Annotated in this window: 12 protein-coding genes and 1 pseudogene; 2 read left to right on the forward strand and 11 right to left on the reverse strand. The window is 71.3% G+C overall.

Going from position 1 to position 12,507, the window contains the following annotated elements:
* Positions 1 to 149 precede the first annotated feature (149 nt).
* The 3 genes from ACGFU6_RS08520 to ACGFU6_RS08530 all read right to left on the reverse strand — a co-directional run bounded on the left by ACGFU6_RS08520 (position 150) and on the right by ACGFU6_RS08530 (position 3,255).
* Positions 150 to 959, reverse strand: a complete 810-nt coding sequence (locus tag ACGFU6_RS08520) for an acyltransferase (protein WP_393609036.1) — start codon at positions 957 to 959, stop codon at positions 150 to 152.
* 169 nt (positions 960 to 1,128) lie between these two features.
* On the reverse strand, positions 1,129 to 2,271 hold the full coding sequence (locus ACGFU6_RS08525; RefSeq protein ID WP_393609037.1) for a glycoside hydrolase family 3 N-terminal domain-containing protein: 1,143 nt from the start codon (positions 2,269 to 2,271) through the stop codon (positions 1,129 to 1,131).
* A 99-nt stretch (positions 2,272 to 2,370) separates the two neighbouring features.
* Positions 2,371 to 3,255: a GH25 family lysozyme gene (locus ACGFU6_RS08530; protein WP_393609039.1), complete on the reverse strand. Its 885-nt coding sequence runs from the start codon at positions 3,253 to 3,255 to the stop codon at positions 2,371 to 2,373.
* A gap of 303 nt (positions 3,256 to 3,558) precedes the next feature.
* Between ACGFU6_RS08530 and ACGFU6_RS08535 the strand changes: the two genes are divergently transcribed.
* The gene (locus ACGFU6_RS08535; RefSeq protein WP_393609041.1) at positions 3,559 to 4,008 is read left to right on the forward strand and encodes a spore-associated protein; all 450 of its coding nucleotides are present in this window, start codon (positions 3,559 to 3,561) and stop codon (positions 4,006 to 4,008) included.
* Between the two features lie 22 nt (positions 4,009 to 4,030).
* Here the strand turns inward: ACGFU6_RS08535 and ACGFU6_RS08540 are convergent, their stop codons facing one another.
* From ACGFU6_RS08540 to ACGFU6_RS08575, 8 genes are all read right to left on the reverse strand, one after another.
* Positions 4,031 to 4,414: a hypothetical protein gene (locus ACGFU6_RS08540; protein WP_393609043.1), complete on the reverse strand. Its 384-nt coding sequence runs from the start codon at positions 4,412 to 4,414 to the stop codon at positions 4,031 to 4,033.
* Entirely contained in the window at positions 4,372 to 5,340 is a 969-nt protein-coding gene (locus ACGFU6_RS08545; RefSeq protein WP_393609044.1) for an NAD-dependent protein deacetylase, read from the reverse strand. The genes ACGFU6_RS08540 and ACGFU6_RS08545 overlap by 43 nt, the downstream gene beginning before the upstream one ends.
* A gap of 76 nt (positions 5,341 to 5,416) precedes the next feature.
* On the reverse strand, positions 5,417 to 6,460 hold the full coding sequence (locus ACGFU6_RS08550) for a hypothetical protein (RefSeq protein ID WP_393609046.1): 1,044 nt from the start codon (positions 6,458 to 6,460) through the stop codon (positions 5,417 to 5,419).
* Complete coding sequence (locus ACGFU6_RS08555; protein WP_393609048.1) at positions 6,457 to 7,923, reverse strand: phenylacetate--CoA ligase family protein; 1,467 nt, start codon at positions 7,921 to 7,923, stop codon at positions 6,457 to 6,459. Before ACGFU6_RS08555 ends, ACGFU6_RS08550 begins: the two co-directional genes overlap by 4 nt.
* A 349-nt stretch (positions 7,924 to 8,272) precedes the next feature.
* Positions 8,273 to 8,926, reverse strand: coding sequence for a class I SAM-dependent DNA methyltransferase (locus ACGFU6_RS08560; RefSeq protein WP_393609082.1), 654 nt, complete (start codon positions 8,924 to 8,926; stop codon positions 8,273 to 8,275).
* 21 nt (positions 8,927 to 8,947) lie between these two features.
* Positions 8,948 to 9,196: a hypothetical protein gene (locus ACGFU6_RS08565; RefSeq protein WP_393609050.1), complete on the reverse strand. Its 249-nt coding sequence runs from the start codon at positions 9,194 to 9,196 to the stop codon at positions 8,948 to 8,950.
* 16 nt (positions 9,197 to 9,212) lie between these two features.
* Positions 9,213 to 10,475 carry a phosphatase PAP2 family protein gene (locus ACGFU6_RS08570; protein ID WP_393609051.1) on the reverse strand — a complete coding sequence of 421 codons (1,263 nt, stop codon included), beginning with the start codon at positions 10,473 to 10,475 and terminating at the stop codon, positions 9,213 to 9,215.
* 443 nt (positions 10,476 to 10,918) lie between these two features.
* Positions 10,919 to 11,428 carry a DUF4232 domain-containing protein gene (locus ACGFU6_RS08575; protein WP_393609053.1) on the reverse strand — a complete coding sequence of 170 codons (510 nt, stop codon included), beginning with the start codon at positions 11,426 to 11,428 and terminating at the stop codon, positions 10,919 to 10,921.
* Between the two features lie 453 nt (positions 11,429 to 11,881).
* On the opposite strand from ACGFU6_RS08575, the pseudogene ACGFU6_RS08580 reads away from it, so the two are divergent.
* Positions 11,882 to 12,507 (forward strand): annotated as a pseudogene (locus tag ACGFU6_RS08580) (hypothetical protein); the annotation flags it as partial.

The following is a 12,507-nucleotide window of genomic DNA, read 5'->3' on the forward strand; positions in this document are numbered from 1 at the left end:
CCCCGTGTGCCCCACCCCCCCCCCCCCCCCCCCCCCCCCCCCCGCCCCCCCCCACCCCCCCCCGCCCCCCCCCCGCCCCCGCCCCCCCCCCCCCGGGGGGCCCCGAGGCCGTTTCGCGCGATGTCACCGAAGCGCGGCGGGTGTGCGCGTCAGGTGGATCGGAACTTCCTGGCCATCCGCCGCACCGGGCCCGGCAGGACCCGGGCCAGCAACCGCCGCTGAGCCTTGGGCTGCTGGCGGATGACCGGCTTCCCCGGAACGTCCTCCCCGGAGGTGGGGTTCCAGTACTGCGCGGACTTCTCGCCCTTGCGCGGATACAGCTCGTTGGGGCTGCGGGAAACGACCTCGGGACGCTCCCAGGCGATGTCCCGCCGTACCACCCGCGCCGGCGCTCCCACCGCGATGCAGTTGTTGGGTATGGACGAGGTGACGATGGAACGGAAGCCGATCACCGAGCCGTTGCCGATGGTGACGCCGCCCATCACGACCGCGTGCTTGGCGATCCAGACGTGCTCGCCCACCACGATCGACTGCGACGGGTTCACCCGCTTCTCGGTGTGCACGTCGAAGATCGGGTGGGTGTCGTCACCGCGTACCTCGATGTTCTTGGCGAACATCACATCGGCACCGATCGTCACCGACACACCCTCGACGGCGGAGAGGAAGGTGCGGCCGGCACAGCCCACGTTCTCGCCGATCCGGATCCGGGACTCGTGCCCGCAGCGCAGCTCGAAGCGGAGACCTGCGCGCTTCTTCGTGGTCTGTTCGATGTCTATCTGGCCGTTGTCCCCGGCGAAGGTGACGAGCAGGTCCTTGACGTCAGCCTTGGGGCTGATGACAAGTCTGTTGTTCGATCCCTTGAACCGGATATCGATCTTGGCTTCACGGATCTCACCGTCATAGACGATCTCGTTTCCCTGATCGTCCTTGTAGCGCTCAAGCTTGTGTACTTGCAGCATCGTGATCTGAGGGGTGCCCTTGCCCGGGTCAGGGTCGGACTGCCCCTCGTACCTCCGTTCCGGCCTGCGATTCGGCCTAAGCTATCAGGTGACCCTATTACCGGTCCTTGGCCGGACCTTGGCGTGATCGAACCGATAGCGGCCGCGATATCGGCCGCCGGGCCGGGGCTCAGGCCAGGCCGTTGCGGAGCGCCCTGACACGTGCGGCACCGGCGTCGAAGTGGGCCCCGTCGAGGGTGCCCGCCGTCAGCGCCTCGCCCAGCGCGGTCACCGCCGCATCCCCCTGAGCGGCGTCCCGGGCCGAGCACAGGACCAGGTCCATACCGGCCGCCGCGGCCAGTACGGCGCGCTGCGCCGTGGAGCCGTAGGCCTTGAGGGCCCCGGCCTCCAGGGCGTCGGTGACGGTCACGCCCCGGAAGCCGAGCCGGTCGCGCAGCTCGCCGATCACAGTGGGGGACAGGCCGGCGGGCCGGTTCGCGTCCAGCGCCCGGTAGACGGCCCAGGACAGCATGACGAGCTTGGTCCCGGCGGAGATCGCCTCCCGGTAGGGCGCCTCGTCGACGCTGCGGAGTGTGGAGGCGGAAGTGGCGAGCGTTACGGGACCCAGATCGGTGTTCTGGCTGGCGGAGGCGGGGCCGAGGCCGGGGAAGTGCTTGGCGGTGGCCGCGACCCCGGCATCCTGCTGCGCGGTGATGAAGGCCGAGCCGCAGGCCGCCACCGCGTCCTGGTCCTCGCTGTAGGACCGCTCGTACTGGTCGGTGAAGTCGCCCGCCGTGCGGTACACGTCGAGCACCGGCGCCAGGTTGACGTTCATGCCGACGCCCGCGAGGTTCATGCCCGCCCCGGCTCCGGTGAACTCCGCCTGCCCCTCCGGGTCCGCGGAGGCGCCGACGTCCTTCGCGGACAGCACCGGCTCACCGGGCAGACGGCGCACCATGCCGCCCTCCTGGTCGGTCATCAGGAGCAGCGGGGCGCCCGTGGGGGCATCGGCGTTCGCGGCGTTCATCTCCTGGATGACGCCCTCGATCTGGCTCAGGCTCTTGATGTTCTCCGTGAAGAAGATCACCCCGGCGCTGCGGCCCTCACTGATCGCATCCATCAGCCGGGCCGGCGGCGTGAGCCCGGGGTAGGAGTGGATGACACACTGGCCGGCGCGCTGCGGCGGGGTCAGGGCGGCGAAGGGGAAGCGGGCGCTCTCCGGCAGGCGTACGGCCGCCTCCGTACGGCCTGCCAGTCCCAGCCCTCCTGCCAGGGCAGCGGTTCCGGCGAGCAGGGCGCCGCGCCTGCTGATCGGCTGTGGTGTCGAGCTCATGGGTCTCTCCTTCGCGAGATGTCGCCCGGCCGGGCCCGGCCGGAGCCGGCCCCGGGGGCGGTCACCGCGCCTGCGGTCACCGCGCCCCGGGGCCCGCGGTCACGGCGTGTTGTTGGCCAGGGCCAGCAGGCGGGAGCGGTCACCGCTGAACCGGTCGCGGTCGACGTTCCCGGAGATGCCGCTGACCGAGCCGGTCGACGTGTACTGCCAGACCGTCCAGAAGGGGAAGCCCGTCGGGATGCTGGGGCTGCCCGCGGAAGTCCAGTGGGCAACCCACAGCGGACTCCTGGCGGACATCCCGCTCCAGCCGCCGGTGCACGAGTTCCACCAGCTCGGGCTGGTGTAGATGACGACATCACGGCCGGTGCGGGCCTTGTACGTGTTGTAGAAGTCGAGGATCCAGGACTGCATCGCGGCGGGCGTCTTGCCGTAGCAGGTGCCCTCGATGTCCAGTACGCCGGGGAGCGTCAGGTTGTCGCGGGACCACGCGCCACCGTTGTCGGCGAAGAAGTTCGCCTGCGCCGCGCCGCCGGACACGTCGGGACGCCCGTAGTGGTACGCGCCCCGGATCACCCCGGCGTTGTAGGCGCCCAGGTAGTTGGTGCTGAAGGTCGGGTCCTTGTACGTGGTGCCCTCGGTCGCCTTCATCCAGGCGAACTCGATGCCCGCGCCGCGCACCGAGGTCCAGTTGATGCTGCCCTGATAGCTGGAGACGTCCATCCCCACAGGGTTCGCCAGGAGGTTCGCGTCCGGCTTCGAGCCGAGGCCCGGCTGCCGGGTGTCCGGCTTGAAGTCCTTGCTGTCCTGGACGTATCCCACGCCCATGTAGCCCTTGCCCAGTGGCACGGTGCTGTCGGAGGGCAGCGGCGCCGAGGCGGCGGTGCCCGACATCAGGCTGAGCGTCAGCGCGGCGCTCACGCCGAGGACACCGGCCACGGTGAGTCTTGGCTGCGACGACGTGAGGGAGAGGCGGCGGGAAAGCATGGATTCCTCCTGCTCGGTGGGGGGAGAGGTGCAGAGGATCTACGCGCGTCCATATGACGCGAACACGACACAGTGAGCCACAGGGGGGCGCGGATGGTAAATAGTTTTCCGATTCATTAGTGGTATAGACCTCTAGCCGCTCCGGTGAGCTGCGGAAACGGACCGGTCCCGGCGGAACTTTCTCCAAGTGGTGCCGATCGCGAGTGCTTTGGCATCTCCGGGTGGATCCGGCACAACCATCCTTGTCGTTCGAGGGTCACATCAAGTGGGAGTAATCCGCTCTCGGAACCACAAGGGGGATATATGCGAAGCGTACGTAATGTCGCGACTGTCGGTGCGTTGGCCACGCTGGTACTGGGCACCACCGCTGTGCTCAGCACGACCGCGTCGGCCGCGCCCAACGTCACGCCGCAGGGGGTCTGCGGCAGCGCCTACAAGACCGTGAACTCGGCACCGGTCGGCTCGCAGGGCACCGTCTACCTGACCTACAACTCCGCGAACGGCAAGAACTGCGTCGCGACCATCCGTGCCAACCCGGGCGCGGCCAAGAGCATGTCCACGTCCGTCTACGTCCCCGACACCGACGAGTGGGCCGGAGACTCCGGCAACTACACGTCCTACGCGGGGCCCGGCTACGTCTACGGCCGGGGCCACTGCGTGAGCTGGGGCGGCAACATCGGCAACGTGTACGTGTCGGTGGAGAACTCCAACTGCGCGAAGTTCAAGGAGCACCGGGTCACCGAGGTCCGCTGATCCGGCGGACCGACAGGCGGCATCACTTCGGTGAAGCGCCCTCGGCACGGGCGACCTTGCGGGCCCACATGACCAGGGGAATCTGCAGGGGCAACCGGCCGAGGGTCGCGGCCCTCGACAGGGCGGGGCGGTGCCGCGCGTCGAGGGCCATCTGCACGTTGGCGGGAAAGACGGCGACGAAGAACCCGGCGGTCGCGCGGGCCGCGACGCGCCGCGTCCGGGGGTGGGCGAGCCCGGCGGCGAGCGCGAACTCGACCACCCCGCTCCCGTACGTCCACGCACGCGGCGTACCGGGCAGGACCCTCGGAACTGTCCCGTCGAACACCTTCGGCGCCGCCAGGTGGAGAGCCCCGGCCCCGGCCATCAGCCCGGCGAGGAGGAAGGGGGAGCGGCTCGTCCGGGACATGGATCTCCTTCGATGGCAGGTTCGCTGTTTGCCGCCGTACCGTCGGGGACGGGGACGCCCATCCGGCCGGCCACAGCGGTGAGCGCGTCTCCCAGCGGGAGCGCGACGCGGGTGACGGCGTGCCGGTCGCCCCTGGTCGGGTCCCGGTTGACGATCAGTACCGGCTTTCCGGCCTGGTCCGCCTGGCGGACGAACCGGAGCCCGGACATCACCGTCAGCGAGGAGCCCAGGACCAGCAGCGAGGAGGCCTCGCGGACCAGTTCGCGGCAGTGCTCGACCCGCCGGGGCGGCACGGCCTCGCCGAAGAACACCACGTCCGGTTTGAGGACCCCGTCGCAGACCGTGCACGGCACCACGCGGAAGTCCCCGACCTGTTCGTCGGTGAGGTCGGCGTCACCGTCCGGGTTGATCGCGGCGGCCACCGGCCCGAAGCCCGGGTTGGCCTCCTCCAGCCGGCGGGCGAGGTCGCGGCGCGAGCTGATCGTGCCGCAGGAGAGGCAGACGACCCGGTCCAGGCTTCCGTGGAGCTCCACCGCGTCCTGGTTGCCGGCGGACTGGTGCAGGCCGTCGACGTTCTGGGTGATCAGCCCGGAGAGCAGGCCCTGCCGCCCGAACGCGGCCACCGCCCGGTGTCCCGCGTTGGGGCGGGCCCGGCCGAAGGTGCGCCAGCCGAGGTGGCTGCGCGCCCAGTACCTGCGCCTGGCCTGTGCGCTCGCGGTGAAGTCCTGATACGTCATCGGGGTGTGCCGGCTCAGGCTCCCGCCCTCGCCCCGGTAGTCGGGGATGCCCGACTCCGTGGAGATCCCGGCCCCGCTGAGCACCAGCACACCGCCGGCGCCCAGCGCATCGGTGACCGGCTCCAGGTCGGTGGTGGCGGGCGGGAGGTCCTCGGTGGGGGCCCAGCTCAGAGTGGGGCGCATGCGCATGCCTCAAGAGTACGTAACGGGCCGCGGCCGCCCGCGTGCGCCGTCGAGAGCCCCGGCGGGCCCGGGGAGAGGCCGGTCACCGCTGTCGTACCACGGGCACCGACGCGCAGCCGCGGAGCCGCGCGTCCCCACGTGCCTGGCCCGGCGACGCACCGGCTCCCACCACCCGGCCGTCCAGGACCGCGAGCCAGCCGCCGTCCGGCAGGCCGGCCCCCACCCCATCGGCATCGGCGGGTTCGAGAGCCTTGAACAACTCCGGGTCGGGGCCCGTCGGAGCGGCGGCGGCCGCAGCCACCGGGGTTCCCGCGCGCCACTCGGCGACGGTCCGCTCCGCTCCACGGGCCCGCACCCACAGCACGTGCTGGAGCACGATCAGCGGACCGAGCGCCGTGAGCAGCGGAAACGCCCCGGTCAGCGCCCCGAGGGCGAACAGCGCACTGACCGCCGCCGACACCGCGAGGCCGATTCCGGCTGCGAGGAGACCGGCGGCACGTCCGAAGGCCTTCACCGCCACCAGCGGGAAGAGCACCAGGAGCAGCAGGTCACCCAGGCCCAGTGCCACCGGCGGATCGCCCCGGGTGAGGGCCAGCAACGGGGCGAACGGCAGCCCCATGACCTGGGCGGCGAACCGGTCCATGACCGAAGTGAGCCCCGTCGCCACCAGGTCGTAGCAGGCCAGCACGCCCGCGAACCACGCGGCATGGGCCGAGCGCATACCGCTCTGCGCCCACATGTTGGCCACCCCCACGACGGCGATCGCGAGCAGCACGTCGGTGAGCACCGTCACGGCGAGCGTCCGGCCGGTGAACGCGCACCCGGCGGTGGCCGCCACCGAGCCCAGCGCGACCACCCAGGCCCGGCCCCCGCCGAACAGGGGCGCGAGGGTGAACTGGAGCGCCGCGCACAGGACGAGCCCGAACACGACGGCCACCGCGGCGCGGGGCAGTTCCAGATAGACCAGGGGAGCGGCCACGACCACGACGGACACCACGGCGACGTCGGGCAGCTCGTAGCGGCCGACCGGCGGGCGCGGCATCCGGATCCGGCCGAAGTAGGCGGCGCCCGCCGCCGTGATCGCGGCGACGCAGACGTTGAGGCCCACCAGGGCGACGGCGCTCATGCCGGACTCACGACACGCGTACCGGCGGGGCGGACCGCCTCGAAGGTGCGCTCACGCAGATCGGCGCGGACCGGGCCGGTCGGTGGCATCGAGGCCGGGTCGTCATGGAGCACGACGGCGTCCAGCGCGAGACCTGCGGCGGTGGCCCGTTCCTCCAGCCGTCCCAGCAGGCCGGCGGCGGTCAGCCGGCGGACCAGGACGTGCAGGCGCGGACCGGCGGAGCCGTCCACCAGGGCGTAGCGCGCGGGCAGCGGGATGTCCGGCTCCGCCTCCAGCAGGTTCAGCACCGACCAGGTGGTGATGTCGCGGCTGAGCGGACCCGTCCAGCGGCCGAGTACCGGCGAGGTCGCGGGCAGGTGGGCCATTTCGCACTCCGGCGCGCCCACGGGGAGCCGGACGAGGTCGCCCGTCGCGTAGCGCAGGAGCAGGGTGCAGTCCCGGTAGGGGACGTACGGGGTCTGCACGATGATACCGACGGCGCCCGGTGGCGTCGGCGCGTGGGTCACGGGGTCGAGTATCTCCAGATGCCCGAACTCGGTGGTGTGGTGCAGATGCCCCTCGGCGCACGGCGTCCCGCCCGACGGCACGGTCTCGGTCATCATGTACGAGGTGGAGACCTTCGCGCCGAGCGCCGCCGACGCGCGCTCCCTCAGCGGATCGGAGAGCACCTCGCCGCCGACGCCGATGGACTCCAGGCCGAAGTCCGACGGATGCCGGCCGCCGCGTTCCGCCTCCTCGACGAGAGCCGAGAGGTAGGAGGCGGAGACGGTCAGGTGAGTGATCTGCGGGGCCTTGCCGCGCAGCCCGAGCGGGGTCGCGAGCCGGTCGAGCGCGACTGCCGGGTCCACGGTGCCGATCTGGACGAACGAGGCGCCGATCCGGGTCACCGACTCCGCCACGTTGAGCAGGGGCAGGGTCGCCCGGGAGCACCCCGCGTACGCGACGGTGTGACGGGGGCGCAGGCCCAGGCCGAGGACGGCCGAGACCGTGCTCATGGCCACCGCGATCTCCACCTCGGCCCGGGAGTACCAGACGGTGGTGGGGGTGCCGCTCGTCCCCGTGGTGAGCGCCATCAGCGCGGGAGCGGAGACGGCGGAAACGAAGGCGGCGGGCAGGCCGCGCAGGGCGGCCTTCGCTGTGACCGGAACCTGGTCCCAGGTGTCCGGGGTGAGTGAGCCGGGGTCGAGCGCCAAGTCGTCGAACGTTCGGCGGTAGTACGCCGTGTGCCGGGCCGCCGCCCGCGCCGTCGCCCGCAGGCTGCGCTCGGTCACGGTCCGCCGTACGGCAGGGTCGACGGCCCCGGCCCGGCCGGGCAGCAGGGCCGAGTCGGCGCCCGGCTCGCCGAACTCCGCGAGGGTCGCGACCAGGTCCCGGGCGATGCGCTCCAGGTCCTGCGGGCGGATACGGCGGTTGCGCAGGATCGCCGCGCCGTACCGGAGCTGGCTGAGCGCGGTTGCGAACAAGGGAGCCTCCTGGCGCCTGGACCGGGCTGAACTCCCGGTCCAGGCCGGGGCTGATCCGTCAGACCATGCTGGCGAACATCGCCGCCGTGAGCGTGCTGAAGGCGTACTTGATGTAGTGCTTGACCATGGTGGATCTCCCTTCTCGGGGCCGCCCCTCAGGGCAGCTGGGCTCCATGTGGCGCACTCCCGGCCGAGGGCGGCCGATCGATGAACGAGACATTAGAGGAGGGGAGTTGACTACTCAACAGATCCTTCCGACTTGCCCGTCCCCCAGCGGAAATTCCCCGGCCCACCCGGAGATCAGCCCCTGAACCGTCCCGCTCGCGGGCCCGTTTCCCGGCACGTTGCCCTACCGGGCGTCAGGGCGGCGGCGCGCGAGGAGGAGACCGCCCAGCCTGCTCTCGGCCGAGGTGAGTGTCCGCTGCGTCCCGACGTCGAACCCGGCCTCGTCGAGCCGGGCGGCCAGCCGGTCCGGCAGGCGGCGATGGACGTAGACGTTCATCGGGTGCCCGCCGTACCCCTCGGTCTTCAGCTTCCGCTCGTCCCCGACGTGGAAGCTGAGCAGCAGTGGCGCACCGGGCCGCAGTACGCGATGGAAGTGCGCCAGGACCGGATCGAGCTCCTCGTCGGGGACGTGGATGAGCGAGTACCAGGCGACCAGACCGGCCACTGAGCCGTCGGTGAGGGCGAGTTCCGTCATGGACCCGGGTTCGAACCGCAGGCCGGGATGGTCCCGCCGGGCCACCGCGATCATCCCGGGGGAGAGGTCGATGCCGAACGCGTCCACGCCCAGTCCGTGCAGGTGGGCCGTGATCCTTCCGGGGCCGCACCCCACGTCCGCGACCGGACCCTCGCCGTTCTCGCGGACCAGGCCGGCGAACAGCGCCAGGACGGCGCGTTCCTCAGGTGTGTCGTCCAGCAGGTTCCGCACCTGGTCCGCGTAGCTGTCGGCCACGGTGTCGTAGGACGTCCGGGTGTCCGCCAGCCAGTTGCCGGTGTTCAGTTCGATTTCCACGGGCGCAGGCTACCCAAGAGCGTCGGCCGGGAGCGGGGGGACGTGTCGATGGGTGGCGACGAACCGACAGGACAGCGCGAGGGCGACCACCGCATGGCCCTCGTCGGCGCGGGCGCCGTCGCCCGCGACCAGGTCACCGCTCTCGCGGGCGTACCGGGTCTCGGGCCGGCCCACGTCGTCGACCGGCACCCCGAACGGGCCGCCGCGCCTCCGCAGTGGCCTCGGGTGAACCCCGCCCCGTCCGGGGGCGGAGCTCACCCGGCGGTTCACCGCCTCAGACCGGTTCCGGCAGTGGCTCCGGCTGCCGCACCGGGGCGGTCTTCGGTTCCCACTGTTCGGTCGTCCGTACGTAGCCGTGGATCACCGAGGCCATCGCCAGGACGAGAAGCGGGCCGAACACCCAGGGGTGGTGGGCCATCTGCATCGACAGGAAGCGGTAGGAGAGCAGGAGCGCGGTGAACACGCCGACACCGTAGGCGACGAGCTTGACTCCCGACCGGTCCCAGCCTCGGTCGAACGTGCGCAGACCCGCCTCGATCGTGAGGGTGAACACCACCCCGGCGATGATGTCCGCGCCGTAGTGGTAGCCGAAGCCCAAGGTCGCGCAGAGCGTGGCCAACAGCCAGAACGCGCCCGCGTACTGAAGTGCCCGGGGCCCCTTGCGGGAGTGGATGAAGATGCACGTCGCCCATGCGGTGTGCAGGCTGGGCATGCAGTTGCGCGGGGTGATCTCGTCGAACGACATGTGGTGCGGGGCCATGATCCGCGGCGTTGTGTTCGGCCACAGATCGGACACCGCCCAGTGTCCGCCGTCGGCACCGTAGGCGAAGATCGGGCCGACCACCGGGAAGAGCACGTATATGCCGGGCCCGAGGAGGCCTATGACCAGGAAGGTGCGCACCAGGTGGTGGCCGGGGAAGCGGCGGTCGGCCGCCACGTTGCGCAGCTGGTACAGCGCGACGACGACCGCGGCGACTGCGAGCTGGGTGTAGACGGAGTCGAGGAAGTGGTCCCCGACCGGGCCGGTCGCCTGGACCATCCTGCCCACCAGCCACGACGGGTTGCCCAGCGCGTGATCGGCGGTCGCGACGTACTGGTCGAGTACCGCCGGGCGGGTCTTCGAGGTGATGAGCAGCCAGGTGTCACCGGTCTTGCGGCCGGTCACCAGCAGGAGGCCGAGGCCGACGCCCTTCAGCAGCAGGATTCGTTCCTGGCCCGTGCGGCGTGTGACGGCGATGATCCCGCAGCCCAGAATCACCCACAACGCGCCGTTTCCGAAGGGATGTCCATGGGTCACCATGGTATCGGTCGCCCAGCGCACCAGCAGGATGATGACGTCGATACCTATCGCGGTGCCCATCGCGATGAAGCGTTGCCGCCAGGTGAGCACCACCATCATCAACGCCATGCTGGCGTAGAGCAGGAAGCCCGACTGGGGTGCGACTATTACCTCTTGCGCCTGGGTGGTTATCGGCCCCGGCAGACCGTAACGACGTGCGGCGATCTCCAGGGCTATGAGGAATCCGAGGGTCACCACCGCTGCCGTGCCCCACAGTATCGCCCTGGACCGACGCCACTGGGCGAACGAGGTTCTGCTATTTATTCGCGAAAACACCCGCGATACTATAGGTATCAATTGTTTGGCCGATTTGTTAGATGTTGGTTTAGTACGTCACTCTTCGTCCCGGAAAGCCCGACTTTCCGGTGAATGGCGGGCGATGGGGACGCTCGTCGCGAGTTCGAACATGCTAGCGGAGGCGTGCGGGTGCGTTCGCTGGTCACGGGTGGTGCGCGAGTCGCCGCAGGCATCGGGGCCGGGCGGAGCGCCAACCGTGTGGCCGGTGACCGGTGTCCGGCCACGAGTTCGGCGGCCAACGCGCGCGGACTCCGGCGGGCTGGAACGGCCACCGCGAAGAGCCGGCCCTCGCCGGGGGAGGCGAGGGCCGGAAGAGGCCGTGGGGGCGTGTGGCCCGGAAGGGCTCAGACGCCGCGCCGGACCGGACCGACGACGGTGCCGGTCGTCACCTTGAGCTTGCCCTCGGCGACGGACGTTCCCGGGATCTCCCCGCCCGGAGCCCGAAGCGTGAAGGACGCCTCGTCCGCGACGACGCCGCTGCCGTTGTTGGGAACCTGGATGTCGAAGTGCACCGGGTGCCCCGGCCCGAAGGTCACGGCCGTGCGCTGGTCGCCGTAGTGGCCGGCCCTGATCCTGTTCTGCGCGCCGTGGTTCGAGAACCGCACATCGGTGGGCGAACCGGCGAGGCGGCACGGGTCGTAGCCGCGCGGGGCGGTGAGGGTCACCCGGTAGTGGCGGTGCCCCGCACTGGCGGGCGCGTTGGTGATCTTCGCGAGGTGGTTGGCCGGACGGCATGCGGAGGGCGCGGCGCCGACGGCCGTCACGGACGCGGCCTGCGCGGTTGCCCCGCCCGTGGCGCCCAACAGCGCGGTGGCGGCGACGGCGACGGCGATCTTCCTGGTGGTACGCATCATGAACCTTCTCTGCTGTACTCGGCGGCCCTGCGGGGCTACGGGTGATTGCCCGTCAGAAGCGTGGTCACCGGGGCTCCTGACCCGCGTCCTCACCCTCACGGGGTGGTCCCAGGGCTATCACGGCGGTGCCACCGGTACGTGTAACCCGCACGGGTCGCCGTCGTTCAACCACGCGCGCGGGGGAACGAGGAATCCCGCACGGTCTTCTCGGAGCCCCGCATCGCGGCTGTCGTCGTGCCCCGCATCGCGGTTATGGTCGTGCTCCGCGAGATCCGTTCCGTGATCTCGGTTCCCGATCTCACCACTCGACATTTCTGCCGGCGCTGGAGCCGACGCCGACGCGGACCGTGATTCCGTCCCGTCCGCGTCACCATGGACGACTCCTGGCGGCGGGGCCGGCTCCCCAGGGCGCCGCTTCCCCGGGCCGTCCCACCGTGCAGCGGAAGGTTCGCCGTGACACCGCGGCACTGGTTCCGTCGTCGCACCGCACGTCTCCGCCTGACGGTACGGGGGCCTCGCCATCCGCGACCGGCCGGGACGGGCGCCTCCTCCTGCCGCCCGGCCGGCGCGGGGGACTCCGCCTACCGATCGGCCCTGCGGACCCCCGGTGCCGCGGCCTTCTTCCTGGCCGCGGCCCCCGCCCGGGTCGGCGTTGCCATGGCCGGTCTCGGCATCGTCCGGCTGGTCCATGCGGAGACCGGGTCCTTCGGAGCGGCCGGCCTGGTCACCGGCTCGTACGCCGTGGCGGAGACCCTGGTGGGCCCCCAGACGGCCCGTCTCATGGACCGGTTCGGACAGCCGCGCGTCCTCGTTCCCCTCCTGTGCGCACACGCCGCAGCGATCACCGCCCTGGTCGCACTGGCCCTGACGGCGGCGCCCTTGGTGCCGCTCATGGCGGCCGGTCTCGCCGCCGGGGCGACCGTCCCGCAGATCGGCGCTCTCTCCGCGGCCCGCTGGTCGGCCCTGCTGCACGGCAGAGCCGAACCAGGGTCTTTCGTTTGGATCAGGCCGGATCAGGGAGCGGTGTCCGGTGCGTGCGGCTGCAAGGCGGAGGAGGGAGTGAATGCGGAGCATTGGCG

The sequence above is a fragment of the Streptomyces sp. NPDC048462 genome, assembly GCF_043200175.1.
In the GTDB taxonomy this organism is placed as follows: domain Bacteria; phylum Actinomycetota; class Actinomycetes; order Streptomycetales; family Streptomycetaceae; genus Streptomyces.

Coding starts and splice junctions, on each gene's coding strand:
- ACGFU6_RS08520 (WP_393609036.1), bottom strand. CDS start 959: ATGCTGCAAGTACACAAGCTTGAGCGCTACAAGGACGATCAGGGAAAC.
- ACGFU6_RS08525 (WP_393609037.1), bottom strand. CDS start 2,271: ATGAGCTCGACACCACAGCCGATCAGCAGGCGCGGCGCCCTGCTCGCC.
- ACGFU6_RS08530 (WP_393609039.1), bottom strand. CDS start 3,255: ATGCTTTCCCGCCGCCTCTCCCTCACGTCGTCGCAGCCAAGACTCACC.
- ACGFU6_RS08535 (WP_393609041.1), top strand. CDS start 3,559: ATGCGAAGCGTACGTAATGTCGCGACTGTCGGTGCGTTGGCCACGCTG.
- ACGFU6_RS08540 (WP_393609043.1), bottom strand. CDS start 4,414: ATGTCCCGGACGAGCCGCTCCCCCTTCCTCCTCGCCGGGCTGATGGCC.
- ACGFU6_RS08545 (WP_393609044.1), bottom strand. CDS start 5,340: ATGCGCATGCGCCCCACTCTGAGCTGGGCCCCCACCGAGGACCTCCCG.
- ACGFU6_RS08550 (WP_393609046.1), bottom strand. CDS start 6,460: ATGAGCGCCGTCGCCCTGGTGGGCCTCAACGTCTGCGTCGCCGCGATC.
- ACGFU6_RS08575 (WP_393609053.1), bottom strand. CDS start 11,428: ATGATGCGTACCACCAGGAAGATCGCCGTCGCCGTCGCCGCCACCGCG.